Genomic DNA, 26,320 nt, shown 5'->3' on the forward strand with positions numbered 1-26,320 from the left:
CACAGCGACCAGCGCAAACACCGCACGCGGGCCCTGCTCTGCCTTGCCCGGCGGCCGTCACGGCCCGCCGATTCTTCAGGGCCATGTCGCGTCCAGGTGAGAGGCGAGTAGCGTCGATCCCAGCGACGAGGAGGTCACCGTGACCGCACAGCCTGACCACGAGGCCGACCGGCCCGGATTTACCCCGCCCATGCGCACATTCGCCGAGCTGCGCGAAGCACTGTCGCGGTGGGGCTCCGACGGCGACCGCCAGAAGTTCGACGACGAACTCGGCGCCACCGACATCAACGACCACGCCAAGGTCAGCGAGATCACCCAGGCCTACCGGCACCGTGTTCTGCTCCGCCTCGACCCCGCGGCACTGGCCGAACTCGCCCGCCCGACAACCGACGTCGAGGCGGAGTTGCGCCGCAAGCTCGAAGAGGCCGGCGCCCGGTGACCCACGCGTTCTACTCCGACGCCGCCGAAAAGATCCGCACCGAACTCAGCCGGTCCGAGCAGGCCGCCGTCGAATCCGTCCGCCGTTCCCTGGAGGACAACCCCAAGCCCGGCCACGGTCGGGTCCTGCCGGACGCCGACCCGCACAGCGAGTCGTTCGTCATCGAGCTGCTGCCCGAGCAGACCGGCGGCCGCGGGCTCAGCGTCGTCTCTCGCTTCTCAGCGGATCTCGACGCCGTACTGATCCTCTGGCTGATCGCCGGACCGTAGACACTGTCTCCTGCACTCGGGGCCAGCCTGGGACTCGGCAACATCGCCACGCGTGACGGGCAGGCCGATCAATCTCGTGAAGTTGTTTCTGCCGTCGGACAGATGAACGCCGACGCGGGCCCAGCTCACGGTTCACTGTTCTGCGGCTGGCGCGGGCAGCAGCGCTGCGACCTCCGTGTAGTGGTAGTACGCCCAGTCCGGGCGGAGCTCCTTCGCCCGCGTGGTGAAGGTACGCCAGACTTCGACAGCGCCGGGCAGGTGTGAGGTGGCACGGTAGAGGGTGAGCGCGTGCTCAGGCATCTGGGATGCCTCTCGGCACTGGACATTGTCGATCCAGGCATTCAGTACAGCCGTCAGTTCCTCGGTGGTGAGGAACGGAGCACACGTCAGCACGGCGTCCTGACAAACGGTTTCGGCGGTTCGGAAGGACATAGCGTCCTGGAGCATCCCGGCGAGCCCTGGCACGAAGTACGGTCCCGGCCGACGCGCAATCGCAGCGGCCTTCGCTGGCAGGGGGAGCTGACGGTGGACCGGTTCAAGCGCGGGCAGCAGGGCGCGCACCTCGTCGACCGCCACGAGCGACAGCAGTGCGAGATGGTGGGGGGCCAGGGTGCTGACGGACGGGTCGATGTCTGCAGCGACGCCATTGATCTGGTCACGGAGCACGGGGTCGGTCGTCTCCCAGAACAGATCGAGGTGACCGAGACGCCCCACCGCACGCAGTTGCACGTCGCCTGGCTTCTGGCTCAGCTCGGGGACGAGGTGGCGCAGTTCGTTCCTGACCAAGTCCCGGTCACGGCGGGCAAAGGCCGCCAGGCAGACAGCGGCGCGATCCGCGATCTCTTTGGCGTTGAGGTCCTTCGCCTCGACCTCCAGCAGTGCATGCTTGGTGACAAGATTGACGAGGCGCCGACGGACGGCTGACCGCCTGACCTGGTCGTAATAGGTCTGAGCGATGAAGTCCTCGCCAATGAACGCTGTGTCGGCGAGCAATGTCTGGATCCGCGCGACCACCTTGGCGCCCTGGCTGGGACTGTGGATAAGCAGCGCGTCGAGCGCCACCGCCAGGTGGGCCCGCGCGTCCTCCAGGCTCGGGGCAAAGACATCGCCGAGCGGGCTGAGTGATGGATGGGCACACAGGTTGCGGTCCAGGCGCAGCTGGTTGAGTTTGCGGTGCTGGACGGCATCGATCAGCTCCAAGGCCAGCGCCGTGTCAAGAAGGCGCCCGGTCTCTACGTCCTGCATGGTCTTGATCGCCTCGGTATCAGCCTTGCCCTGCACCCTCTCGATCTTCTCCACGAGCTGCTTCGCCTGCGCCTCTCCGTCACCGGCGAGGTGGCGCAGCTTTTCGATCACGTCGGCGCAGACTGCTGTCCAGGTGAGCACAATGGCGGCACGCGCGGAGCCGGTGGCATAGCACCGGTACGCCTCGCCAATCAGCGGGCGGACTTCCGGAGACCAGCACGCGGCGACGCGCTCCTCAAGGTTGATCACTTTTACTCGCTTTCAGGGAGGGCACGGTTGGGGCGCTCGCAACCGGGGGCAGCACGATCGCACGGATCGGCCATGATCGGTCTCAGCGCCAACGGCTTTACCGAGCCTTTCCCGAGGCCGGGTATGCCTCACAGATCCTGGCCAAGTCCCACACTGGACGCCGGGGGAAGGTCCGGACGACGGGTCCTGTGAGCGGAAGAGGGTGTAGAAGGGGTCCTTGAGCCCGGTGTGTTTGGGCGTCGGCTTGTGCCGCTTGTGCTGGGCTTCGGCGGCCAGTGAGTTGACGGTGAGCTGTCCGTCGGAGCGCAGGGGATTGCCGGCCAGGAGGATCATGGCGTCGCTAATCGAGCGGGCCTCGGTGCGGTAGACATCGTCTCCTGCAGTCGCGGCCGACCTTGGCCCCGGCGACATCGCCCCGACGATGGGCATGTCGATCATCTCGTCAAGGCGTTTCTGTCATCGGACGGATGAGCGTCGACGCGGCCCACGTCCGAGCATCATCAGCGGAACCTTCACCCTCAACATTCCTGGTTGGTCCCCCGCTCGGCACGGCGCGCCGTGCCGAGCGGGGGACCAGTCAGGCGAGGAAAGCTGCGAGGGCGCCGGCTACGACGGCGGCGAGGGTGATGGTCGCGGCGAAGGTGGCGGCGGCGCGGGTGAGGGCGGCGGGGTAGGTGGCGCCGTCCAGGCGTGCGAGTTTGGCCGCGCCGGCGGCGGCCAGCAGCGCAAGGACGAAGATGAGTGCGGTTGCGAGGAGGGCGAGGACGACGGTCACGGCAGGCTCCAGTAGTTGGGTGAGGTGTCGTGGTCGAACTTCGCCAAGAACCTGTTCGCCGGGATCCGCCGGAGGAAGATGAACACCGGCGAACACCACCGCACGGGGGCAACGAGATGCAGGACGAGCAGAACAAGACTCGTGACACTCCGGCGCTCGCCGACCTGCGGACACGGTTGAGCGAGGCGCAGGCACGCCGCCGGATAAGCAAGAAGGACCTCGCCGCCCGCTCGCATCTGGGGCGTACGACCGTGTCGGAGGCTTTCCAGGCCGACGGACCGATTCCCTCGGAACAGACGCTCATGGCACTGGCTCGCGCTTTGAGGCTGCCCGCGGAGGAGCTGCTGGCACTGCGGCGGGACGCGGTCACGGGCGGCCACGGGACGGAGCTCGGCCGTCCGATCGCACAGTGGCATCCGCACGACTTGGAAGTACATCCCGCCGGACCCGGAATACCAGGAGCGGGTGCGCTGCCGGGATACGTGCAGCGGGCGCACGACCTGGTCCTGGCCCAGGCGGTTGAGGATGCTGCGGCTGGCCGGAGCCGGATGCTGGTCCTGGTCGGTGATTCGTCGACGGGCAAGACCCGGGCGTGCTGGGAGGCGGTGCAACTGCTCGCCGAGGATGGCTGGCGGTTGTGGCACCCGTTCGACCCAACCCGCGCCGAAGCCGCTCTCGACGACTTGCACCGCGTTGCCCCGCGGACGGTGGTGTGGCTGAACGAAGCCCAGCACTACCTCGGAGATGCTGAGGCCGGCGAGCGGATCGCCGCCGCACTCCACACCCTGCTCACCACCCCCGAACGCGGCCCGGTGCTGGTGCTGGGCACCCTGTGGCCCGAGTACGCCGACCAATACACCGCCCTGCCCCCGCCAGGACACGACGACCGGTACAGCCGGGTACGGGAACTCCTGGCCGGCCGCACGCTGAGCGTCCCGGAAACCTTCGACGCCCAGGCCATGGCAAGCGCAGCGGCCAAAGCACACGACGGAGACCAACTGCTGGCTGATGCTCTCACCCGCGCCAACCAACATGGTCGATTGGCCCAGGACTTGGCCGGAGCACCGGAACTCCTCAAACGCTATGAACGCGCGACCCCGGTGGCCCGCGCGGTGCTGAAGGCGGCCATGGACGCCCGCCGCCTCGGGGTCGGCCTCCACCTGCCCCAGGCGTTCCTCACCGCCGCCACCGCCGACTACCTCACGGATGCCGAGTACGACCGACTCGCCACGACAAAGGACTGGGCCGAACGGGCATACGCCGAACTCGCCAAAGAAGTCCACGGCAAGCAAGCTCCTCTGCGCAGCACCACCCCACGACCCCAGCGCCGCCCACCCTCACCCTTGCCACCCACTGAGACCCACACGCCGACAGCTACGGGACCGTTGTTCCGGCTCGCCGACTACCTCGAACAACACGGCCGCACCACCCGCCGTGCACTGTGCCCGCCCGCTTCCTTCTGGCACGCCGCATTCACTCACCTCACCCAACCCGACGAACTCGCTGCCCCCGCCGACCAAGCGGACTCTCGGCACCGTCTGCAATGGGGCCATCACCTGCGACACCGCGCCGCCGACCGCGCCGCCGACCGCGGCGACACCGCCGCCCTGTACTGGCTGGCCGTGAAGCGGAAGAGGGGCGGGGACCAGGCGGGCGCTGAGGACCTTCTGCGGCAGGCCGCCGACCGCGGCAGCGCCGACGCCCTGGTCCTGCTGGCCGAGATGCGGGAGGAGGCCGGGGACCAGACGGGCGCCGAGGACCTTGCCCGGCAGGCCGCCGACCGCGGCGACACCGTCGCCCTGGTCCGGCTGGCCGAGAAGCGGGAGGAGGCCGGGGACCAGGCGGCCGCAGACGACCTCCTGCTGCAGGCCGCCGACCACGGCCAGGTTTTGACGCCTGTTTTCGCTGCACGGTGGCCCGACGGGCTTGACCCAGACGGGCAGCCCACCACGCCATGGCAATGAAGCAGCCTCGAAATTGAAGCAGGTTCACCTGCGCTTCGATCGGCCCTCGAAGCCACACCTGTCATCGAGTACGGATACGCTACTTGCGTCCGTCCACGCTTCCCCGAGTCAGGTGGTCGAGGGGACTTGGACGAGGAGCAAGTCGAACTCTGGTCCGTCGGTGGTGTTGTGGTAGGGGCCGGCGTACTCGTATCCGAGCCGCGTGTACAGGCCGCGGCCGCCGGTGTTGTCCGGGCGTACGAGCAGGGAGGACCACTCGGGGTTGATGGCCCGGAGCAGTTCGGCGTGCAGGCGGGATCCGATGCCCTGCGACTGCCAGGACGGGCTGACGGCGAGTTCGCACAGCCCCATGAGGCGGACACCGTCGGCACGAGCGGGGCCGGGGATGTCCGGCAGCAGGGTGGGGCCGTACCAGTACTCGGGTGTGCAGGGGAACGCGTAGCCGAAGCCGATCATCGTGCCGTGCGCGTACGCGGCGACCAGCGTGAAGCCTTCGAAGCGGAGGTGGTTGGTGATCTGCCGGCGCAGGGCGGCCGTGGACAGGCCGTCGGTCGAGGCGCCGGGGTTGTTCACGAGTTCGGGGTGGGCGTCGGCCCAGATGTCGGCGACGGCGTCGAGCAGGGGCGGGACCTGGCCCGGCCCGTAGGTGCGGATCACGACGTCGGTGCGGGTGCTGGGCGTCACGGCCGGTCTCCTCAGGCGGTAGTGATGGTGCGGTACTCCTCGATCCAGTCGGCGACCGCGGGGACACGGTTGTGCCGCTGGAGCGCGCCGGCGACGTTGTGCAGGGACTGCAGCAGCCGGTCGGAGCGCACCTCGGGGAGGAACTGCAGGACGCGGCCCGCGGCCTCGGCGGCTGCCTCCGGCTCGGGTCGTGCCCTCACCGAATGCTGGATGGCGATGTCCGCGGTGTACAGAGCACGGTTGCGGGCGAACGTCTCGCCGTGCAGGAGCACGGCCTGCTCGGCGCCGGCGGCGGAGCGCTCGTGCTGCCCTAGGTCGGCGCGGGCGAGGGACTCAAGGCCGGCCAGCTCGCCCGGTGCGAAGAACTCCAACCACAAGGGATCGCTCTCGCACGGGCCTTTGGCGTAGAAGGTGTGGGCGCGAATGATGGCCTGGTCGGTGGCTGATGCGTCGCCCATCAACGCCCAGCCGCCGGCCTCGCGCATGTTGAACAGGGCGAGCATCCGTGGGGAGTTGAGCCTGCGGGCGACGCTCTGCGCGCCCTGTGCTGCGCCGATCGCTTCCCGGGGCCGGCCGCTGGCTTTGGCGAGCAGGGACAGGCAGCCGAAGGCGTGCGCTTCGAGTTCGGTGTCTTCCGCGATCCGGGCGGCTGCCAGGGCCTCCCCGTACAGGGAATGGGCATCCCCGGTGCGGCCGGAGTCGAAGGCGAGCCACCCGGCGGCGACCGCCAGGGCGCCGGTCGCGGACCGTAGTTTCCGCCCGGTCTTCTCCGTGTAGGTGCCGCTCTGCAACCACTGGTAGGCGGTGTGCAGGGCCTCGGCCGCCGCCGTACGCAGCGGCGCCGAACCGTGATCGTGATCGTGCGCGTAGAGCCGGGTCACCGCCTTGGTGACGGCGCGAACCTCGCCCACGCCGATCCTTCCCGGCGCTCGCCTGTCGGCGCGGGGAGGAAGGAGCGTCAGGACTGCTCCCGCACCTTCCAGCAAAACCGCACGGCGCTCCACCGAATCGCTCTGTACCTCCAGCCTGCCTGTGGCGGCCGCCGGTGACACAGCCCGTGCCACTGCCGAGGCGGCGGGACGGAAGCCGAGCTCGGCCATGCCGCGCCCGGTCACCTTGGTGAGGATGCGGCGGTAGACCGCTTGAGGAAGCTTGACGTGACCGTCTTCCCAGGCGGCCACCAGGCGCGAGGTGCAGCCGACGCTCTCGCCCATCTCGGTCCCGGCCGTGACGATGAGCTTCGCGAACTCCTGGCGGGACATCTGGAATTCGTCCACGCGCACGGCGCGCAGCTGAGGGTTGGGGTGATGGCGGTGATCGGCCATACCGGGCTCCAGAAGCATCGGCGTGTCGGCAGGGGTGCGGTGACCGTACCGCTCCTGCATCTGTCCTGCCCGCCACTTGAGGTCGGATCACTCCCGTGGGCCGGTCTTACATCAGTTTTGCATCCCCCTGGCATCGCTTCCGCCTGCCCTGTGCTGCTTGCGTAGACGGTGACATGACGAGCAATCAGGGAGGCGGCAGTGGTGAATTCCTCCGCCAAAGGGACGGGCAGGACAACGAGGCCGTCCGCACCCACCTGGCACGAGTTGGCTGCCGTGACCGACACGAAGCGCGCCCGGTGGGCGCACAGCCAGCAGCGCACTGTCTGGGCGGCCTGCGGCCGGCGCTGGGATGTGGTGGCCATCTCCCCGGCGGACACCGGCTTAGCCGCTCTCACCGCGATGCGGGCCGGGACTCGCCGCCGGCACTGCGTGCTCACTGACCATCTGCGTGACGTGCTCTACGTGATGGTCCCGGCCGGAACGGGCGAGGCCTGCAACGGAATCCCCGGCGTTCGTGTCCTCTCCACGGGCCACCAGCTGCTCGTGCCGGCGGCCCCGGACAACGGCACCGCAGTGGCCGACTGGGTCAGCCATCCTCGCGAGGACGACGAAATACCGGTGCTTGTCGAGACGGAACGACTCGCCGCCCACCTGCGTGAACTCGTCACGCCCGTAGCCGAGAAGGCCCTTTCATGACGGACACCCATCGCGTCCTTCACGACCCGGAGTGCATCCTGGCGGAGCCCCTGCCGCTCGATCGTGACCCGCACCTGGCCCTCGCCACCGCGGTGCTCGCCTGGGGAGTAGCCCCGGCCGGGCTCCGGGCGGACGACTGCGAACAGATCAGTCTGCAACTCACCGGACACGCCCGATGTGTCGCCTCCGACGTCCGCCGACGCTACAAGCAACTGCCGAAAGACAGCGATCTGCGGCCACGGACCCAAGCGATCCTCCGGGACTCGGTACGCCGCCTGTCCGTGCCCTCCCAGCGCACGGTCGCTCACGCCCAGAACCGGGCCCGGCTGGTCAAATCGCTGTACCGGGCACTCGACCAGCTCGATGCCGCGCGGCCGCCCGTGGCCCCCTGAATCGCCTGCAGCCTCCCCTGTGGCTCAGGCGCACTCAGCCCTCCGGGCGGGGCCGATCTTCTTCTCGTCCCGCCCGGAGGGCTTGTGTGCGACTCGGTCTTGGCGCTGGATCAGCAAGTACTCGGCGAGGCGGTCGCCGTCTCTGGGAGACAGCCGGGAGGGGCGCCGTTGTGCGCGACCGGCCAGTGAACGCGCTGCCTGATGGGGGCGCTTTCCGCAGGCCCGCGCGCTGCTCGACCGGCACACGGCCATCGGGCTTGGTGGGCCGGACCGTAGCCGAGTTGCCGAAAGTAGTGGGCGGAGGTCGTCGCGCCCAGAAGTGTCCTCTGACAGGCGATCTTGACCGTTTGCCAAGTGATCTTGACCAGCGCTGGGTTTCTGCCACTTGATCTTGACCGGTGGTGGGGGGAGTCGGTACCAGTCCCGGGTCACGATCACCTGTCACAGGACAAGAAGCTGCCTCGTGTCGCGCCGGTGGGTCCTTGTGCTCGGCTGTGACAAGGTGCCCAAGGCCGGGGAGAATCCGGCTCATGGATGACGCGTTCACACTCCTTCGGCAAGCCGTTGACCTGCTGCCCGAGGATGCCACGACAGAGAATTGCGCGACAGTTGGGGATGTTCGCGAGGACATCAGGCGCCAGGAGTGGGAGATGGTGCTCGGCCTTCTCACCGAATTCGGAGATGTCCATCCGATCTCCCTGGATTTCTGGGCGCTTCTCGCCGAGGCCGCCCGGCAGATGATGCTCGACCGCAGCCGGCGCTGGTGTGAGTGGCGGGGCTGGGAAGTCCGGCACGGCACGGTCCGGGCGCCACTGAGTCTTCCAGAGGCAAAGAATGACGGACGGCGGAGAGCATTTGCCGGGGACGGCAGACTCAGACCGATGTGGGACATCGGCAACCGCACCACCGATGGAGAACGAGAGCTGAACGTCGCACGGGTGTGGGTGGAGTTCGCGGAGGAGCTCGGCCCGGGAGAGACCGCCGACGTCCGGTTGGCTCCTCTGAGCCCCGAGCAGTGGAGGCATCTGAAGTGCGGTGACGTGATCACGATGCACGGAGCCCGGCCTGTTGCCGGCACGGCCACGGTCATCGAGGTTTTGCCGCCCACAGCTGAATCCACCGCGTGATCCTGTGCAAGGTGGCCGGTCGTGCGATGGTCGTCAGTCACCGCCGGAGTTCGAGGGGAGTCGGCCGGCACCGGTGCGGAGGTCAGGCATCCCACGGTGCACGGCCGCGTGGCGGGCGGACATGTCGCGCATTGCGGTGAGCTTCAGTGCGGCGAGCATGCAGGTGATGTCGAGGCGCGCACCGCGCCGGTGTGGATGGAGGTGATGGTCCGCAGCATGTCCCCCCAGTGCCGCTCCAACCGCGCCAGGTCCACCCGGCTGCGGGCGGTGTCCTGGAACGGTCGTGAGACTGGTAGGCCCACATGTTGAGGTGTCGCGTATTCCTCGGTCAGGTCAGTCGTGGTGTCACCGTGGGTGGTTGCCGAAGGTGCCATCAGCTGCTGGCCCAAGACCCCGGTCGTCCGCTGCCTGCGCGCCATTCCATACCATCCGCTGGTGATATCCCGTCTCTTCTCCACGCCGCGCCGCCGAGTCACAGCCGTGCTCACAGTGATGGCCGCCGTCGTCGCCTTCGGGTCGTGGGCGCTGTGGCCGGTCTCCGACTCGTCGTGCGTCGTCTACTCCGGGGCCTACACCCCCATGAATGCGCCGAAGGCCGAAACCGACGCCGCCATGCAGCGGGCTTACAACAAGGCCCTCGCCGACGGCGCGTGCGGTCCCAAGCGGGCGCGCTTCCACAACTGGACTCAGTGAGGTCAATCCTGACGTCACCGTGAGTGGTCGCCAGGGGCGTATCGGCTCCAGGTTCCTCCGGCTTCGGTAAGCAGGCGGGTGGCTGTCTTGTCGTGGTAGCCAAGCGCCTTCGCGATGACGGAGGCCGGGGCCTGGAGGACGAGCTGTCGGATCGCGGAGGTCCTGCCGCGCTGCGGCGGGACGCCGATTTCTCGCAGGTGAACTTGGAGGCTGACCGGGTTCATGGGCTGTCCGGGCTGGCGGCCTGGGAAGAGCCACTGTGAGCTTCTGCTGCTGACGTAGGGCAGGTGCTGGCGAGACTGGATGTAGGCCCGCATGAGGTCAGCGACGGGCTCCGGGAGCGGGGACGGCGGGTCTCCCAGCCGGACGGTGACGGTTGCCCCGTCGTCGAGGACGCCGTCGACCGTGAGGCGGACGATGCTGGTGACGGGTTGCGCGTAGAGGAGAACGAGCGCGGCGGCGACCCGGGCCCGAGAGGGCAGAGAACCGTCGTTAAGGATCCGCCGGAGAATGGCGAGTCAGCGGTGCTGGTGCAGCGGCGCTTGGTCCTGGTTGATGACCTGGGGTGGCAGAGTGAGGCGGGGCATCCGGCTCGTCTTCATGCACCAGCGCAGGAATGTCTGGGCCGGGCGCCGGGTGGCGAGCTTCTCCGTGTGCCAGGCGTCGAGGTCGGCCTGCTGACAGTGTTCGATGGTGCGGCCTCGGTCGGCAAGCCAGGTGAGGAAGGCGCCGGCCTGGGTGATCTCCTGTTTCGTCTGACTGGTCTGGGAGCGTCCCAACGACCCTTTCTCCGCCTTGCTCCGCAGGCGCCGCATCTGGTGCCAGATGGCGAAGTGCTGAAGATGGCGACGGTGTTCGCGGTCCTCGATGGTGGCGAGCCGTTCGGTCAGCCAGCGCTGATAGAGCATGAGCTGCCGATCGACGCGTGGCAGGACGCCGCTGTCCATCAGCAGGTCACGCAGGTGGACGACGGTTCGCCAGGGTGTTTCCTGGTCCAGCCCGTCGTGGGTGAGTGGGACGGTGCCGGTGGCCAGGCCCCGCAGGAGGCGGACGACGTTGGGGTTGCGGAGCCAGATCAGGCGGCTCTTGGGCCGGTCCATCTCCAGCAGGCCATTGTCCAGCGGTTGTAGCGATCCCGCAGCCTGACCCCCCGGAAGCGGGGCACGAAGGCGCATCCCTGACAATCACCAGTTACCGGGGGGCGTTGGGCGCCAAGCTGGACCTCGCGCCCGCACTCGCGGCAGTCCGGCAGGCCGCTCGCGCGCCGGCCTTCCCCCTCCGCCCAGCTGAAGCCGCACAGCGACGTGAGCTGGTCCTCGTCATCTGCGGGGGTGGCGTGGGAGCCGTAGCCCCGCACGTTCCACGTGACCGTCGTCCCGCCGTCGTAGGGTGCGCCCTCCGGCCAGCCGTACACGGCCTCGGTGGTGGTGCAGCGCATCCGGAGGTCAGGTCCCTTCCAGCGAGCCCCCTGCCGGGCCTGTGCGGCGGCGTCGGCGGCGTCGGCCAGCCGCTCGAAGGACACGTCGTAGTCACTCATGTGTTCCCAGCTGCCGGGCGCCTGCCGGCAGACCAGCGAACGGAACTCCAGCAGCAGCCGCTCCAGGTCATGTCGCCCGACCCGGACCGTGTCGCTCTCGCGGTCGTACGCGTCGTCGGCGACGGTCTTCCTGGGCATCACACGCCTCCTAGAGCCTGTCGTCGGCGTTGGGTCTCACGATCGGCAGGGCGAGTTTGAGTCTGGCAAAGTGCTCTGCCGGGCCCGGGGCTTCGACATCGATTCGCGTCAGATTTTCCACGGAGAGCTGGACAGTGGTCGGCAAGCCGACGGCCTCGACTTCGTCCGTGCTGGTGAGGCGGAATTCGCACAGCCCGCAAAGGAGACCTTCGGCCGTGAGGTCCATGTCGAACATCGGGATATCCTCCCGCGCGGCCAAGAAAAGATGGGCGGAATCCTGTTCGCAGGCAGGGCACTGGCTCAGCGTCTGGAACAGCGCCTTTGTGGGACCGACCTCAAGCACTATCAGCCCGCGCTCGCTCTTTGTCTTCGCGAAGCTGTCGAGCGCCCCCACCGAGAACTCACCAAAGCGCGTCTGGAACCGGTACCGGGCCTGGTCGATCCGCAGCCGCACAGCCTTCTGCAAGCGGTCCGCCCTGTCGTCCAACACCAATTGGACCGTGTCCGACCAGGGTTCCCAGAAGGACCCGCAGTCCCGCCCCACCCGCTGCAGAAGGCTGTCCACTGTCGCGGTGAAAGTCCCCAGGTAGTCCTCCACATATTCCCCTGTACCGAGGTGCGCGACACCGTTGCGGAGCTCGATCAGACCGTCCAGGGCATCAGCCTCGCCCTTGGTCTTCTGCGGGAGGACATCCATCTTCCTCAGCCGGCCGATGGCCGCTGAGGCGCCGATGGTCCTGAGACGGACCGGCGGTTCGCGTACCGCTCCCGCGAAGTGCAGCAGCATGTCGTCCTTCCCGTTCACCTCGGCGAGCAAAGTGGGATGGACAAGGACCAACGTCGCCTTCGCCAGGCGCTCGACGCTGACGCCGGCGTGTAACAGGAAGACCTCCTGGTCCTCTTTGGCATGGGCTTCCATCGCCAGGCGCGCGAAGCGCTTGGCACCTTCGTAGAGACGATCGAACGTGACCGGCGATTCCATGTCAGGACAGTACCGACAGCCCAAGCCGGGACGGGGTGCAATTTAAGAGCACCTGGACCTGTCCGACGACACAGAGGCTGTAAGCCTTACAGCCTCTTTCTCCAGGTAGACGCCGTGCGCTGTGAGGCTGTGAGGGCGTGAGACAGGGCTTGCGCACGTGCTTCCGCACGCTCTGTTCGGGAGCGGCGGCCATGGTTGACGAAATGCTGCTTGTGGTCTTGGTGGTGGTCTTCGGGCTGCAGCAGGGTGTGTTCCGGGTGCCGCGCAGCATTTGCACGCTACGAAGGGCCGGTTGCCCGCGTGAAGCGCGTGTCCTGCTGCACCGAGGATGAATTGCCTCAGGTCGGGCTGAGTGTGTACCCATGACACGGAGCCTTTTCCAACCTGCCCTGCCGACACGGCAGTTGGCGTGACAGACGAGTGAAGCCCCTGGTAGACGGGTTCACGACCAAGATCACCCGCGCTGCCAGAGGCTTCACGTGTTTGTTTACCCGTCCGGGCTGGACCTGTCCAGCTCGCATCTTCGCTTCCTCACCGCCCGACTGCGCGAACGTCGCCGTGCGATCGGCAGCAGGTGGCGCCGGCTGAGCGCCGGCCGGCAGGCCCTGCTTGCCCTCGCCCACCTCCGCAACGGACATCCCTACGCCCAGCTCGCAGCCGGGTTCGGCATCGGCACGACGACCGCCTACCGCTACATCACCGAAGCCGTCGACCTCCTGGCCGCCCTGGCACCCACGCTCGAACAAGCCGTCCGCCAAGCGTCCCGAAAGGCGTTCGTCCTGCTCGACGGCACCCTCCTGCCCATCGACCGGATTGCGGCCGACCGGCCACTCTACTCGGGCAAGCACAAGAAGCACGGCATGAACGTCCAAGTCCTCGCCGACCCGGCCGGACGTCTCCTGTGGGCCTCACCCACCCTGCCCGGAGCCGTCCACGACATCCGCGCCGCACGTGAACACGGCATCCTCGACGCCCTCACCGCAGCAAAGATCCACTGCTGGGCCGACAAGGGCTACCAGGGCGCCGGACCTGCTGTCCGCGTGCCGTACCGAGGCCGATGGGAGACCCTCTCCAAGGGCCAGCAGGCCGTGAACCGCTCACAAGCCAAGATCCGAGCCCTGGTCGAACCCGCCATCGCCACCCTCAAAACCTGGCGGCTCCTGCGCAAACTCCGCTGCTCGACCACCCGCATCACCAGCCTCGTCCAAGCTGTCCTCACCCTCCACCTCACCAGCTCAAACTGAGGTTGGAAAAGGCTCACGGTGTCGTTGGCGGCACTGCGCCGGCGGCCAGTGCGCCTGCGACGAGGCCTCACCGGTAGGGGCGCTCCCGGTAGCGAGGGCATTGCCGCAACGCAGCCTTCTGGGTGAAGTCCAGAGGGCCGCCGGGGCCCTGCCCTAGACCGGACAGATCGGTAGGACTCGCCAGCAAGCTGAGGAGCCCTACCGCTTCGGCCTCCGCCGCGATTCCGTGGTCAGCAACCCGCCGTGATGGGAGTGCCACGACCAACGGTTATACCGTGCCACACTATCCAGCCAATCGCCCCGACACAGTTATTCGCTGTGCCAGTCACGCCGACAGGACCGGCGTAGGAGGAGTAAGTACCCAAGTCATCATTGGGGGCGGTGTTATTGTGGCAAGTCTGCCCTTCGCCCGACGTCTGAGAGCATCGCATGATAGCGACGTAGGTCTCAGCGGCCACCCCGGCGGCTGACCCGCGATGGTAGAAGCAAGCACTATTGGTGCCGCCATTACTGCTGTTGTAGTAGATGGTCAACTCGCCGATTACACCTTCCCCTGGGTACGTAAAGGTGTAATCGGCCGATATGGTACCGGAGCAGGAAGTGGCGGCCTGCGCAGAGGAGGCGGCCTGCGCAGAGGTGGAAACCAGCAGATTCGCGCCTACGAGGCTGGCTAGGGTGGCAAATATAAGCAAAACGCGACGAGAGAATTTCATGCGACACCTTTCGAGTGAAGCCTTGCCTTCAGGGAGATGGTGAGGTCATGCTCTGCGACGGTTGGTGCAGTCGTCAACCTCCCCCCACACAGCGGGCGTTGACTGCAAAAATTCGGAGTAGCACGGCGACTTGGGCGCCGGTGAGCGTCTGCGGGCCTGGACCGAAGCTGGCGTCTGGCCGCAACTGCATGAGGTGTTGCTGGCGGACATGTGGGTCTGCGGGTCTGCTGACATGGACGACGTCGCGATCGAAGGCTCGCAAATCCGAGCGCTCAAGGGAGCTCACTCCGGACCTTCGCCGGTTGGCCGGTCCGGCCCGGCGGCAAGTATCACTTTGTAGTCGGCTGGCATGGCACCCCGCCGGTCGTCTCGCTGACCAGCGGGAATCGTCATGACGTCACTCAGCCGATCTCCTGCGGGACGCGATGCCCCGCATCTGCGGAGTTCGAGGTCGGGCACGTCACCGACCAGGCCGGCGGGCGGTGATCAGTCCAGATCGACGCTCGCCAAGGCCCTCCCGAGCACCACGTAGAACTCGCCTCCGGCCGCCAGCTCGTGCACCAAGACGACCGCCTGCTGCGGCTCGTGCTGCCACTGTGCCGCTACCGCGTCGCCGGCACTCACCAGATCGAGGGCTGCGGCCTGCCCCACCGTCGGCAACGGCGCTCCGGAGGACCCAGATGGCCCGGCATCCTCCACGAGCTCCTGGGTTTGGGCCACAACGCACGGCGCGGCGTACGTCCGTAAGGGCCTCCTCCTGCTCCCGCGTCACGACAGCCTGCCACCGCGCCCGGTCCTCGTCTCAGGCACGGTCCAGCAGGGTGGCAGCGCTCGGTACCATCTTTTTGAGCGGCAGGAGGTTCACCGCCACGGCGTCCTGACCGGGCGGGGCGGCGGGGATCGGCTCGTACACCGAGCCGGCCACTTCGGCGCAGCCGCCGATCAGCGTGGTCAGGGCGGCGATGTGCCGCGCGTGGCGGCGTCGGCGGGCGGGCAGGTCAAGGCGGTCCGGTGTCGCAGTAACCCCTCGCACTGTGCCGCGCCGTACGCCGCCCTGGGCGTCTTTCTGCCTTCTGTATCTGCCGCACGCCTGCGGTGAGGTTTTTAGTCCACGCCACAGTTGGAGGATTTCTGAACTGCTCCCACTTGTCGTAGCTCCTCCAGGTACCAAGTAGTGAAAGCCCAGTTGGTCACCTTGCGCAGCTTCTCAATTCTCTTCAGCTTAGGGGGGTCCGTGCGATCGCCCGAAAATCGATCCCATACCAAGCCGGATGTGTCGTAAAAATTGATCCCGGCGCCGCCCCACATAGACCTTCCGGTAAGTTTCTTATCGTGGGAGAAGTTGTAGAGCTGATCCACTATCATTTGTGATTTGATCTTCATTCGGGTGCATGCCGGTAGGAATCTTCCGACAGCAAAGGTGAGGGTCTTGCGTTTCCCCTTCTCGGCAGGCTTGCTTTCATTGTGCTCTAGAATATCGAAGTACACTACGGGTGAATACGCTGTGTCGGCAGACCGGTTCTCGATGTAGATGAAGTGGTCAAAGTCACCCCATCTCTTCCCGACCAGATCCGTATCGGTCCATACGTTGACCCTCGTTGCCTGGGCCTGTGCTTCTTTCTCGTCGTCCTCTCTGCTGTTCTGGAGCTGATCCTTGGAGACTTCAACAGAGTAGAGGGTTGCAATGCCCGAGAAGACCAGAGCTACGACCGCTGCAATTGCGGCTATGAGAGTGCCCAAAGCGGACGCGCGTTCGTACTTGCGTGTGTCTCGACCGGACGGAGTCGGAGATTCAGGAGTCTCGCAGCCGGCTTCGCCTGAGTCTGCCCGACCCGCTTGGTCCGTCGTCTCGGGGATGTTTAGGTCCTGGCTGCCCCGGGCCTCTCCCGGCGTTTGAGCTGCTTGATTCGTTGCGCCTTCAGGTGTTGCGGAATTCTGGTCTGGCGCTTCAGCGTCCTGGGACTCTGACTCTTCATTCGGATTACTATCTCGATTGGCGTCAGGCATCGCATAACCTCCGGTTGTGCTTCCTTGGTCGCCGGAGGGAATTCAGGATTGCCGTACGTGCAACGGTTCCCCCACCGTCTCCCCAGACAGTCAGCCTTAAATGATCACTCAACCTTCAGTGAGAAAACCTAGCGGTCACCAAGCTTCGGTGACAATGCTCAACCTTCGCTGCCAGAGATCAACAGCCGTTGCACCGCTTATCCGTCCGCTTGTCGCACTCCCGCCATTGCGCGATTCATGTGCGATTTAACGCGCGAATCAATGCGCGAATCAAAGCGCGATCAGATATGCTGTCTATTGGAGGTGACCTCTGTGTCCACTGATGAGAACGCGTTGTTCGGCGCCGTGGATGCGCTGCTGGAGCAGGTTGCGCAGGACGATCTGCCGGCACCTGCGCAGCGCAAGCGTCTGCGGGAGGCGGCGGGGCTGAGTCAGGCGCAGATCGCACGGCGCTGGACGCCCGCCGGGAGGCAGTCGGGAACTGGGAGACCGGGCGTACCGAACCGCGGCCGCCGAAGCGCGCCGCCTACGCCCGGCTCCTGGAGGGCCTCGCCGCGCGGTTCCCCGCCCCGGCCGCCGACGCCCCCTCGGCCGCCGCTCTGGCACCGGTGGTACCGGAGACATTCACCGGCCCGGCCCCGGAGCCGGCCCCCACCGCGCCCGTCGCGCCGTCCCGCCGTCCCGGCCGAAGTCCGGGGCACCCGGCACCACCAGGCCGTCGGCGACGTCGCGGCGCCCGGGTGCGAAGAAGGCGGTGGCGAAGAAGACCACGGCGGCCGCGGCCGCCGACGTCGACCCGCGCTTCGAGAACGGGCCGCTCGCGGTCGTCGACGCCAACGCCGACGGGCAGGTGTCGGCGTACTGCGTCGGCGGCCTGGTCCTGGACGTGCCCGCCAAGACGATCCCCGCCCTGGTCGACTGGACGCTGACCGAGGCGAAGCTCGGGCAGGCCCGGCTGCACCGCAACGGCCGCGACGCCGACCCGATCCTCACCGCAGCCGCGCTGGAACGCTTCGGCCTTCCGGTCACCCTGTCGGAGGAGGAGCGGCACGCGGGCCGGCTCCCGGCCGGCCACAAGGTGGTCAAGCAGATCGAGCGGGCCGGGCAGCAGATGACCCAGCGGGGCTTCGGCCCGTGGGCCCGGGTCTACCGGGCCCCCGAGGGCTCGAAGCGGCGCTGCGTCCAGCTGTGCGTCCTGCCCTGGAACGCGCTGGACGTCCGCGAGTGGGGCAGGAAGGACGACCCGCAGCTGCTGCTGACGATGCACCCGGCAGACCTCGTCCAGTACCTCGGGCTGTACGCGGCCCGGGTGATGACACCGCGCGGCTCCACCGCGACGACCGGCCTGGAGCTGATGACCGCGCTGCGCCCGCCCACCCGCGCGGAGAAGAACCCGGCGACCGGCGAGTTCGAGCGGGCGTACAACGACGACGCGCTCACCCAGCTCTACCCGGTGGTGCCGTGCGAGGTCCCCGCGAACACCCGATCCTGAAGGACGCGGGGTTCGCCCGGCACCACCTGCGCACCCCGGCCCAGATGCTGATGGAGGAGCCCTACGACTGGTGCCGGCCGCTCACGGATGAGGAGTGCGCCCAGCCGTACCTGGTCGTCGTCGACCTCAACATGAGCTTCGCCGCCGCCGCGAACGGTCTCACGGTCGGGCTGAACGGGCCCACCCACCTGACCGGCCACCCCAAGTTCGACGCGGCGCTGCCCGGCTCGTGGCTGGTCGACCTCTCCCACGTTGATCTGTCCCGCGTACGGGTCAACGGCCGCACCGTCGACGGCTCCCGTCTCCCGAGCCCGTTCACGCCGAAGGGCGACCAACCCCAGGGCCCGGCCTGGTACGCCACGCCCACCGTGCAGTACGCGGTGGAGCTCGGCTTCGACGTCGCGCCGATCGAGGCGTACGTGCGCACGCAGAGCGGCCGCTACCTGGACTCCTGGTACAAGCGGCTGCGCGACGCCTACGTGGCGACGATGGCCGACCTGGGCGTCACCACCGACCTCGGGGAGAGCGAGTTCCTCGAGGCGATGGCGCGGCGTAAGCAGGTCGACCCGACGATGGCGCTGCTGGAGACCGCGATCAAGGCGACGGCGAAGGGCGCGATCGGCAAGCTGCGCCAGCGCTCCCGGGGGCAGGTGCCGTACTACGAGCCGTACCCGGCGCTGGAGCGTGTGAACTGGCGCCCCGACATCCGGGCCGCCGTGCTCGCCAACCAGCGGACCGGCCTGCACCGCAGGCTGATGAAGACGGCGGCCGCCGAACTGTACCCGGTCGCGATCGGCACCGACGCGATCGTCTACCCCTCGCCGGGCCCGTCCCCGCTGGACGTCCTGCCGCACACGCCCGAGGGCAAGCCGGCGCCGGGCACGTTCCGGCTCGGGGTGTCGCCGGGGATGGTCAAGCACCAGGGGACGCAGACCGTTCTGTGGGCGGAAGCCCAGTTCGAGGAACGCGGAGGCGTCTTCAACATCTCCAACCTGATCAAGACCGCCGACCCGACACCCGGAGAAGGGGAGTAGGCCATGGTCGACTCGCTCGGGGACAGCCTGGACCGCGCGCTGGAGGGGGCGTTCACCCGCCGCATCCCCCAGTCCGCTCAGGCGCAGATGAAGTACCTGGTCAAACAGCTCAAGGGCACCAAGGCCGCCGCCCAGGCGCTCGGGATCTCCCAGCGCACCGTGGAGCGGTACGTGACGGGCAAGCTCAAGCGGCCCCGCCAGGACCTGCGCGGCCGCCTGGAGCGCGAGGTCAAGAAGAGGTGGCAGCCCCAGGTGCGCGCGAAGGCGCGTAAGAAGGCGGCGTCCTCGGACGGCCTGGTCGTCTTCACCCGCGCCCGGTTCGGCTTCACCGCGGAATCGGGCACGACCGACGACGCCCGGATCCGCGACATCACCCAGGCCCTGCCGCCAGTCTTCGCAGACCAGCTGTTCACCGCGCGGGAGCAGGGAGCCACCGAGCAGCGGCTCCAGCAGATCGCAGCCGACGGCCTGGCCCGGATGTACTTCCGCGCGAACAACTCCCGCGCCGACGGCCTCGGGGTGGAGTTCACCGATGTGGAGCGGCTCGACATCGAGCTGTAGGTCTGCTCGAAAACCGCGTGGTCCCCGGCACTGGACTTGCCGGGGACCACGGGGTATTCAGCCTACGGACTACGTTGTGGTCCGAGCAGCGGCCGCCCGGTAGCTTCCGACCACGCTTTCCATACCTGTCAGGCCAGCATCCAGGCCAAGTTGTCGGAGCCAGTCGTCCACCTGCTCTTGGCGGTCGGTGACGCTGCGCAGGTTCAGGGCCGGATTGCTGCGGAAGACGCCGCCGGCCGACGCACCGGCGTCCGGGATCTCCTGCAGACCGCCGGAGTAGAGGAGTTCTTTGACCTGCCGGTCCGCGACGAGGTGGAGCTCACGAGGCTGAGCCACCAGGGCGGTGTCGATGTCGGCGATGCGGGCGATCTCCGCAACGACCTTGGGATCGACGGCTGTCTTCAGCAGCCCGTCGAACAGCGTTGCCAGATCGGGCACCTCGTACCGATGGTTCCATCCTGCGTTTCCTCGGCCTTCGGCGTACTGGCAGACCCGGGCGATGACGTCAATGGTGACGCTCGCGACCTGAGACGCTGGCGCAGTGCCGTAGATTTCGGGGAGTTCGACCGACACGATCGCCTCGACCAGGTGCTTCTTCTCGTCGGGCCGGCCGGTGGCCTGCCACACCAGCCGGGCCTTCCGGGCCCGGTTGTGCCCGAGCGGACGGAAACCCGTGGTGTAGTCGATCGCCCCGTTTCCGAGGTTGCGCAGGGCCGGAGGGAAGGCTGATTCGTCCAGCGCCTGGGCCAGGGCGGCGACGGTCTTCTCCGACAGCGGGCGCCAAGCGCCGGCCTCTCCCATCGGAAGGTTGATGCCAGTACGGAGGACGAAGTCAGCGGTGGCCTTGCCCTCGTTGTCCCTGTCCAGGTTCGGGGACATGACGTTCTGCCCCATAGGCAGGGCTGTTGCGGACGGTTCCTCGCGGGCGAGTTGGAGGAGCCGGGCGCGGTCGGCGGTGGCGTTGCGTCCGCTCAGCCGGATCGGTGCCTTCAGCTTGACCAGAACCGGCCGGGGCGCGACGTTGGCGTCCACGCGGACAACCACCACGCTGCGCCCCGACCCGTCGCCGAAGGGCACATTGAAGAAGGCCGGCTCCCAAGGCGGATCGAGTATCGTGCTGCACCCGCTGACGATCTGGTCGATCGTCGCCTGGGCGTCGACGCCGACCACCCGCTCGACGCCCGGCTCCACCCTGTCGTTGATGCCGACCAGGATCATGCCGCCGTAGGTGTTGGCCATCGCCGCGATGGTCGTCACCAGACTCGCGGAGTACTCGCTCTTGTACTCCAGCGTCAGGCTCTCAACCTGGTCCAGACGCGCGGCGAGGGCGCGGATGCGCTCGATCGTCAGGTCCGCTGCCGACGCAGCGAACAAAGAGTTGTTCATCCCCTCATGATCCACCAACAGCCCTGACCACACGCTGAATTAGCGTGTGAACCAGGCCCCCGCGCGACGGGCCCGAGCCGCGTACAGTCTCGGGGCCTCCACTCGACCGGGTCAGCCGGTGGTGTCCTGCCGGTTGGCAGCATGTGCTTCGCCTGGCGGTAGTCCTCGTACGTCATGATGCGCAGCGCCTCAATCCGGACGTGCGGCCCGCCCCTCCCAGTGCTCCGACGCCACCAGCCACTCCGCGAGGCTTATTGCCGCACAACTGCCCCGCTGTCAGTGCCCAGGCGCGCGCGGCCTGGGCATCGTCGCCCGCCCCGTCGCCGCTCAGCTGCTCCACGGCCTTCCTGAGCGACGCTTCCGCCGCCGTCGGGTCGTCGTCTTCGGACACGCTCTCCCCCCTTTTCCTCGCAGAACGCGCAGCATGCCCGCCGCACGGCGCCCCGGACAATCGGGCGGCCGGCCTACTGCGGGCCCGGGTCGGGATCGGCCGCGCCCGCCTCGCCCGGCGTACGACGGGAGCGCCGGCGGACGACGTCGGGCAGCTCGCGGGAGGCGGCGGCCGGGACGAAGAACAGCCCGGTCATGCCGAGCGCAGTCACGGTGGCGCTCAGCAGGCCCACCGAGAACGACGGGGCGTCGAAAGAGGCCACCCCGCAGAACACCGAACTGACGGCGACGAACGCCAATGACGCGAGGACCCACCGCTCCCGCAGCGGTGAGCGGATGCCGGCCACCACCGCGCCCAGCCCGCTGCCCCGCAGAACAGCACGGCGGCCGGCGGCAGCAGCACAGGTGGCGCCCACCGGATGACGTCGTCGCGGGGGAGCTGCTGCCCTGCCTGGTAGCCGACCTGGACCAGCCACACCAGGTACACCGGCACCTCTACAGCGATCACCACCCACATCAAGACCCGCAGCACCCGTAACGCACCCCGCCGCTCGTCCATCCCCACATCCCCCCGTCGGTCATCAGATCAAGGGGAACGTACTGGCCGGGCGGTCCTGCCCACCAGGGCGCATCACCCGAAAGGGTGGAGATCAGCCACCCTCACCGTGGTCGAAGCAGAAGGCCCGGGCGGACACCCTGCAGAACTTGCCGGGCAATCCGTGGGTGCACGCTTCCCTGTCCGGGAACGTGAACACGGTCCTGGCCGAGATGCACGCCGTACTCCTCAACAGTGACGCACCGGAGGGAACCGCCTGGGATATGGCCTGTGCCATGGTCCTGGGCAAGCAGGGCATGAAGCCGCCCTGGCCGGCCGGACCGGACCAGGTCCCCACCTGGCAGATAGACCAGATCATGCGCCTCCTCAGGAACGGGGAGCTCTTCGTGATCTCGCCGGCCGCTCACGCCGCGGTCATGGCAGCCGCCGCGACCGTAGAACCAGGAGACGTCGCCACCCTGGACAGAGACCGCGACATCGTGGTCCCCGACGGACTGCTCGTACTGCCCGAACCGGTACTGCTCACCAACCGGGCCGGATCAGTCTCCGACACCACCGCCTTCGGCTGGCAGTTCACCATCCAGCACCAAATCCTGCCCACCGCCCAGTACCGCGGCGTGCGGGTCACCACGTTCATGGACCGTGACGGACCCGTCCAACCCGCAGGCTGGCAACTCCTGGTCGGGCAGGCACGTGAGTCAGGAACGCCGCTGCCCCGGCTGATGCCTGACGGAATGTACGGGGCCCGCGGCGACACGTCCCAAGAGGAGCAGACCGACGACCGGCTCGCGAACATCTCCGCTCAGCACCGTGAACTCCAACATGCGCTCAAAGAGGCATCACAGTGGCGGGCAGAGCCCGTCCCGGAGGTCGGCGAGTGGGACGGCGGGATCGTCGAAGACGCCTATGACGACTTCACCGCCCGGTACATGTTCGCGTTCTGGCGGCTGGCGGCGCAGGGCGTGACGACGACCGATCGGGCACAGCGGGATCCCGCGAAGCCGGCGCAGCCTGGGGAGCCGTACGACCCGGACGTGCGCGTCATCCGCCTAGTACTCCAGCCGTAGATCGCGATCTTCATGGTTGTTGGGCAGTCCGCCGTCGGTAGTGGCAGGTACGGGCCCTGGCCTGGTGGCGTCGTCGCCACTCGGACCAGCGGAGCCTATGGATGACTGTGGGGACGGTCTGGGCGACCAGTGTGGTGAACAGGTGCTGGATCTCGTTGCAGCTCAGCGGGATCAGGTCGTCCGGAGCTGGCTCCTGTGCACGTTCATCGGCGGTGGCCGCGGCGAGGAAGGCGTGGGCGAGCATTGCGAGGGTGACCCAGCGGTGCCAGGACGTCCAGCGCCGGACCTGGTGTGCGTCGAGCCCGGCCAGGCCCTTGCTGGACTGGAAGGTCTCCTCGACTGTCCATCTGCGTCCTGCCACTTTCACGAGGGTGGACAGCGGCACTCTCGCCGCTGAGTAGCAGCGGTAGAAGGCGAGTTCGCCGGTGCGCCGGTTGCGGCGCACGCTTCCGCGTGGCGGTGGCCGGTCCGGTCGTCGGCGATGTCGACCAGAGCCCAGTCGTAGAAGCGGTGCCCTTTAGCTCCGGCGCCGGCGGAGAGCTTCTGCCAGGCCCGCTTCGGCAGCTTCTTGACCAGGACGTCGGCGCGGAATTTGCCCGCGTGAGTAGTGATCTGGTGGTCGCAGGCGACGGCGAGGACATAGCCGACCTCCCGTCCCTCCAGCGTGGTCCGTAGATGGGGGTTGCCTCCATAGACCTCGTCACCGGCTACCCAGGACGCGGGAACACCGGCGTCCAGCGAACGGCCGATCATGCGGGCGGCGAGCGCGGGTTTCGTGGCGAAGCCGACGGTGTCGGGTATCCCGGCGGCTCGGCAGCGGGCCGTGTCCTGGGTCCAGGAACGCGGGACATACAGTTCCCGGTCGATCGCCGCGTGCCCCCTCGGGGTCGAGTAGGCGAGGTAGACGGCCACCTGACTGTTCTCGATGCGTCCGGCGGTACCGGTGTATTGACGCTGCACACCCACCGTGGTGGTGCCCTTCTTCAGGTCGCCGGTCTCATCGACGACGAGTACCGCATCGTGGTGGTGCAGTTGCTCGACGACAAAGCCGCGGATGTCGTCGCGGACCGCGTCCGCGTCCCACCTGGCCCTGGACAGCAGGTGCTGCATGCCGTCCGGGGTTGTGTCCTCGGCTTACTCGGCTAGCGTCCAGCAATTCTTGCGTGGCAGGTCGGACAGCAGACCGAGCACCAGTGCCCTCGCCCGGCGCCGCGGTTCCACCCGGGCGAACCGCCCTGCGATGCGGCCCATCAGAATCTCGAACCTGTCCTGCCACCGCGCAGGATCTATGCTGTGACCTGCGGCCGCCGCCTGATCTTCTGTCTTCACACACCGATGATCATCGGTGGTCGCATCCATACCGGGACCAGCCACTGCGGCCTCGGCAAAGTCCCGTGATGTCTGGTTCTGAGAGGATCCTGGCGTGTTCAACTTCGGGATCGAAAGCTACCGGCCTCAATGGCTGAATGGTCGCTCCGCGGTCGTGGCAGGCCACGGCCAGCAACTCCGTGCGCTCATCGGCCGCTCGCTGACCCATGCTTGGTTGGTCTGGAACGTTCAGGACAACGAGTGGTTCTCCGACTGCCCCGTCCTGCTCGACTTCACCGGAGAACAGGTAGAGATCAACCACCAAAAGTTCGACGACCTCTCGATCACCTGGAACGCGATCGACCCCCACAAGCCGGTCCTGTGGTCCGACTTCGATCTCCAGTGGCGCCACGACATGCGCGCCGAACTGCACACCCTCCAGGGCCAGATCCTTCAAGACGTAGAGTTCCTCGAATGGACCGGGAGCGACATGGCCCAGGGATCAGTCGCCGTCAGCTTCCGCTTCCCCGACAACCAGGTGACCATCGCCAACGCCCTCGACGAGAATGGGTTGAGCTTCGGGCCGCCGGAATCGGGCTACCAGCGTCACTCACTGCGCTAAAGCACCCGGCCCGAAACCGGGCACTCCCACGCATGTCGAGGCCCAGGGACCAGCCCCAATCGGCAGATCACGATCTACGGCTGGAGTACTAGACGTCGCCTTGGATGCTCAATCCTGCTGGTCTGTACCCCAAACATATGACCCGCGGTACAGCCAGTCGTCGCACAGCCAACCCCGTACCGGCAGATGGGCGACGACCGCTCGCCGTCGAAGATATGTCCGAGCGCGGCCGCCTCGGCTACCTGTGAGGTCCTTCGTCCAGTTGTTGACCGCGTAACAGCAGTCGCCGCCGCTCAGCCGGAAGCGGGGGACACCATGGGATTGTCGGGTTCGGGGGAGTAGGGCGTTAAGGCTAAGGGATGAGATACAGAACTGCACTCCGTGAGTTCGGGCCTCAGTGGCCGGAGATGTAGGACGTCACGACAGTGACAGCGACGGCGAGGAGGAGGGTGTTGAACACGAAGGCCAGCAGCGTGTGCGCTAGCACCTGTCGGCGGACCTCGCGCCGGGTCACCTGGACATCTGTCGTACCGAGGGTGGTTCCGACAGAGAAGGCGAAATAAGTGAAGTCGATGACCTCCGGGTCCGTTTCGTTTGGAAAGGTCAGCCCACCGTCATCGATATACAGACTCATGTAGACCATGGTGAAGCCGATCTGGAGGGTGACCCACGAAGTGAGTACCGCGAGGATGCCGATCGCCAAGGTCAGGTACGAAGACGTACCCAGCTCGTCGGCCTGTGGCAGTGCGACCAGGGTTGCGATCATGGCGATTCCGCCGGCCACCTGGGGGAGCTGTTTCGGGGTGGTGCTGAACAAGCCGTCGGTCGCTCGGCGGCGGCGCGTCGCGAGCGTCACCTCACGCAACGAAGACGCATCAAGTCCGCGGTAGGTCAGCCAGGTCAGTAGCAGATAGCAGACGGCGTAGATATCCCAGGCGGCCAGCGACTTCACCACCGCCTCGCCCGGCACGAGATTGGCGAGGAAGGCAATTGGCAGAGCGAGGAGTTGCCGGATCGCTTCACGATTCCACCACTTCATTGCCGCCTCCTGCCCCCGCTGTCGACATGCACTCGCACCTTTGGGCACCTCCGTTCTCACCGGCTTGCCGGGCGGGCCCCGCCATGGGAGGGCTCCGCCCCGCAAGGGCCAGACGGCTACACCCGCAGAACCTCTGCGGTGAACTGAGTACGTTTTCGGGCCGCGGTTCCTCCAGCAGACCGTCGGCCGTCACGCGCGGGTCGAGGAACGCCTGGGTCGTCACCGAGCGGACGGCCGGCACCTGCGCCATGCTGTGCGCGACGACTCGTATCGAGGCGACGGGGTCGGCAAGGGCGCATGGCAGTCAGGACGGACGTGTTCGGGCAGCCTGATCCGTAGGCGTCGGATGTGGCCAGACCAGCGTGGACATTGTCCGGCGCGTTGTT

Annotated in this window: 24 protein-coding genes and 2 pseudogenes; 12 read left to right on the forward strand and 14 right to left on the reverse strand. The window is 67.5% G+C overall.

Features of this window, described 5'->3' with window-relative positions:
• Positions 1 to 139: 139 nt before the first annotated feature.
• Together HY68_RS35715 and HY68_RS35720 are read left to right on the forward strand one after the other, a co-directional pair.
• Positions 140 to 439, forward strand: a complete 300-nt coding sequence (locus tag HY68_RS35715; RefSeq protein WP_041999933.1) for a hypothetical protein — start codon at positions 140 to 142, stop codon at positions 437 to 439.
• Positions 436 to 708: a hypothetical protein gene (locus HY68_RS35720; protein WP_041999935.1), complete on the forward strand. Its 273-nt coding sequence runs from the start codon at positions 436 to 438 to the stop codon at positions 706 to 708. Before HY68_RS35715 ends, HY68_RS35720 begins: the two co-directional genes overlap by 4 nt.
• A gap of 132 nt (positions 709 to 840) precedes the next feature.
• Here HY68_RS35720 and HY68_RS35725 read toward each other — a convergent pair whose 3' ends face one another.
• Positions 841 to 2,202: a hypothetical protein gene (locus HY68_RS35725; RefSeq protein ID WP_041999938.1), complete on the reverse strand. Its 1,362-nt coding sequence runs from the start codon at positions 2,200 to 2,202 to the stop codon at positions 841 to 843.
• 577 nt (positions 2,203 to 2,779) lie between these two features.
• A complete protein-coding gene (locus tag HY68_RS35730; RefSeq protein WP_041999941.1) occupies positions 2,780 to 2,977 on the reverse strand; it encodes a hypothetical protein in 198 nt (65 codons plus the stop codon).
• 116 nt (positions 2,978 to 3,093) lie between these two features.
• Here HY68_RS35730 and HY68_RS35735 point away from each other — a divergent pair, with 116 nt between their 5' ends.
• Positions 3,094 to 4,941: a helix-turn-helix domain-containing protein gene (locus HY68_RS35735; protein WP_052457490.1), complete on the forward strand. Its 1,848-nt coding sequence runs from the start codon at positions 3,094 to 3,096 to the stop codon at positions 4,939 to 4,941.
• Between the two features lie 108 nt (positions 4,942 to 5,049).
• On the opposite strand, the gene HY68_RS35740 is transcribed toward HY68_RS35735, so the two are convergent.
• The gene (locus HY68_RS35740) at positions 5,050 to 5,625 is read right to left on the reverse strand and encodes a GNAT family N-acetyltransferase (protein ID WP_041999944.1); all 576 of its coding nucleotides are present in this window, start codon (positions 5,623 to 5,625) and stop codon (positions 5,050 to 5,052) included.
• Positions 5,626 to 5,636: 11 nt separating this feature from the next.
• Entirely contained in the window at positions 5,637 to 6,950 is a 1,314-nt protein-coding gene (locus HY68_RS35745) for a hypothetical protein (RefSeq protein WP_042000898.1), read from the reverse strand.
• 273 nt (positions 6,951 to 7,223) lie between these two features.
• Between HY68_RS35745 and HY68_RS35750 the strand changes: the two genes are divergently transcribed.
• The 4 genes from HY68_RS35750 to HY68_RS35770 all read left to right on the forward strand — a co-directional run bounded on the left by HY68_RS35750 (position 7,224) and on the right by HY68_RS35770 (position 9,858).
• Positions 7,224 to 7,646: a hypothetical protein gene (locus tag HY68_RS35750; protein WP_241778873.1), complete on the forward strand. Its 423-nt coding sequence runs from the start codon at positions 7,224 to 7,226 to the stop codon at positions 7,644 to 7,646.
• Complete coding sequence (locus tag HY68_RS35755) at positions 7,643 to 8,038, forward strand: hypothetical protein (protein WP_041999947.1); 396 nt, start codon at positions 7,643 to 7,645, stop codon at positions 8,036 to 8,038. The genes HY68_RS35750 and HY68_RS35755 overlap by 4 nt, the downstream gene beginning before the upstream one ends.
• 521 nt (positions 8,039 to 8,559) lie before the next feature.
• Entirely contained in the window at positions 8,560 to 9,165 is a 606-nt protein-coding gene (locus tag HY68_RS35760; protein WP_042000901.1) for a hypothetical protein, read from the forward strand.
• 435 nt (positions 9,166 to 9,600) lie between these two features.
• Positions 9,601 to 9,858: a hypothetical protein gene (locus HY68_RS35770; RefSeq protein WP_241778874.1), complete on the forward strand. Its 258-nt coding sequence runs from the start codon at positions 9,601 to 9,603 to the stop codon at positions 9,856 to 9,858.
• Positions 9,859 to 10,376: 518 nt separating this feature from the next.
• On the opposite strand, the gene HY68_RS41305 is transcribed toward HY68_RS35770, so the two are convergent.
• The 3 genes from HY68_RS41305 to HY68_RS35790 are packed head-to-tail and all read right to left on the reverse strand — an operon-like array spanning position 10,377 to position 12,515.
• On the reverse strand, positions 10,377 to 10,958 hold the full coding sequence (locus tag HY68_RS41305; RefSeq protein ID WP_041999957.1) for a hypothetical protein: 582 nt from the start codon (positions 10,956 to 10,958) through the stop codon (positions 10,377 to 10,379).
• Complete coding sequence (locus tag HY68_RS35785) at positions 10,934 to 11,533, reverse strand: hypothetical protein (RefSeq protein ID WP_063779744.1); 600 nt, start codon at positions 11,531 to 11,533, stop codon at positions 10,934 to 10,936. The genes HY68_RS41305 and HY68_RS35785 overlap by 25 nt, the downstream gene beginning before the upstream one ends.
• 10 nt (positions 11,534 to 11,543) lie before the next feature.
• Entirely contained in the window at positions 11,544 to 12,515 is a 972-nt protein-coding gene (locus HY68_RS35790) for a hypothetical protein (protein ID WP_041999960.1), read from the reverse strand.
• A 479-nt stretch (positions 12,516 to 12,994) separates the two neighbouring features.
• Between HY68_RS35790 and HY68_RS35795 the strand changes: the two genes are divergently transcribed.
• The gene (locus tag HY68_RS35795) at positions 12,995 to 13,759 is read left to right on the forward strand and encodes an IS5 family transposase (RefSeq protein WP_041999963.1); all 765 of its coding nucleotides are present in this window, start codon (positions 12,995 to 12,997) and stop codon (positions 13,757 to 13,759) included.
• A 1,199-nt stretch (positions 13,760 to 14,958) separates the two neighbouring features.
• On the opposite strand, the gene HY68_RS39830 is transcribed toward HY68_RS35795, so the two are convergent.
• The 3 genes from HY68_RS39830 to HY68_RS43090 all read right to left on the reverse strand — a co-directional run bounded on the left by HY68_RS39830 (position 14,959) and on the right by HY68_RS43090 (position 16,479).
• Positions 14,959 to 15,132 (reverse strand): hypothetical protein, encoded by a 174-nt coding sequence (locus HY68_RS39830; protein WP_157874509.1) that lies wholly within the window; start codon positions 15,130 to 15,132, stop codon positions 14,959 to 14,961.
• A 142-nt stretch (positions 15,133 to 15,274) separates the two neighbouring features.
• Positions 15,275 to 15,505, reverse strand: a complete 231-nt coding sequence (locus HY68_RS43085) for a hypothetical protein (RefSeq protein WP_157874510.1) — start codon at positions 15,503 to 15,505, stop codon at positions 15,275 to 15,277.
• A 71-nt stretch (positions 15,506 to 15,576) separates the two neighbouring features.
• The gene (locus HY68_RS43090; RefSeq protein ID WP_157874511.1) at positions 15,577 to 16,479 is read right to left on the reverse strand and encodes a hypothetical protein; all 903 of its coding nucleotides are present in this window, start codon (positions 16,477 to 16,479) and stop codon (positions 15,577 to 15,579) included.
• A 261-nt stretch (positions 16,480 to 16,740) separates the two neighbouring features.
• On the opposite strand from HY68_RS43090, the pseudogene HY68_RS44420 reads away from it, so the two are divergent.
• Together HY68_RS44420 and HY68_RS35810 are read left to right on the forward strand one after the other, a co-directional pair.
• A pseudogene (locus tag HY68_RS44420) lies at positions 16,741 to 19,005 on the forward strand (helix-turn-helix transcriptional regulator).
• 3 nt (positions 19,006 to 19,008) lie between these two features.
• Positions 19,009 to 19,566, forward strand: coding sequence for a hypothetical protein (locus tag HY68_RS35810; protein ID WP_041999966.1), 558 nt, complete (start codon positions 19,009 to 19,011; stop codon positions 19,564 to 19,566).
• A gap of 69 nt (positions 19,567 to 19,635) precedes the next feature.
• On the opposite strand, the gene HY68_RS41315 is transcribed toward HY68_RS35810, so the two are convergent.
• Both HY68_RS41315 and HY68_RS35820 read right to left on the reverse strand, forming a co-directional pair.
• Positions 19,636 to 20,952 carry an ATP-binding protein gene (locus HY68_RS41315; RefSeq protein WP_078864108.1) on the reverse strand — a complete coding sequence of 439 codons (1,317 nt, stop codon included), beginning with the start codon at positions 20,950 to 20,952 and terminating at the stop codon, positions 19,636 to 19,638.
• A gap of 464 nt (positions 20,953 to 21,416) precedes the next feature.
• Entirely contained in the window at positions 21,417 to 21,758 is a 342-nt protein-coding gene (locus HY68_RS35820) for a hypothetical protein (protein ID WP_041999968.1), read from the reverse strand.
• Positions 21,759 to 22,047: 289 nt separating this feature from the next.
• On the opposite strand from HY68_RS35820, the gene HY68_RS35825 reads away from it, so the two are divergent.
• Positions 22,048 to 22,965, forward strand: a complete 918-nt coding sequence (locus HY68_RS35825; RefSeq protein ID WP_157874512.1) for a hypothetical protein — start codon at positions 22,048 to 22,050, stop codon at positions 22,963 to 22,965.
• Between the two features lie 10 nt (positions 22,966 to 22,975).
• On the opposite strand, the pseudogene HY68_RS35830 reads toward HY68_RS35825, so the two are convergent.
• Positions 22,976 to 24,216 (reverse strand): annotated as a pseudogene (locus HY68_RS35830) (IS701 family transposase).
• A 172-nt stretch (positions 24,217 to 24,388) separates the two neighbouring features.
• Here HY68_RS35830 and HY68_RS35835 point away from each other — a divergent pair.
• Complete coding sequence (locus HY68_RS35835; protein WP_041999970.1) at positions 24,389 to 24,895, forward strand: hypothetical protein; 507 nt, start codon at positions 24,389 to 24,391, stop codon at positions 24,893 to 24,895.
• 394 nt (positions 24,896 to 25,289) lie between these two features.
• On the opposite strand, the gene HY68_RS35840 is transcribed toward HY68_RS35835, so the two are convergent.
• Complete coding sequence (locus HY68_RS35840; RefSeq protein WP_041999972.1) at positions 25,290 to 25,934, reverse strand: DUF1345 domain-containing protein; 645 nt, start codon at positions 25,932 to 25,934, stop codon at positions 25,290 to 25,292.
• Positions 25,935 to 26,320 lie beyond the last annotated feature (386 nt).

Origin of the sequence: Streptomyces sp. AcH 505, assembly GCF_000818175.1 — a bacterium.
In the GTDB taxonomy this organism is placed as follows: Bacteria; Actinomycetota; Actinomycetes; order Streptomycetales; family Streptomycetaceae; genus Streptomyces.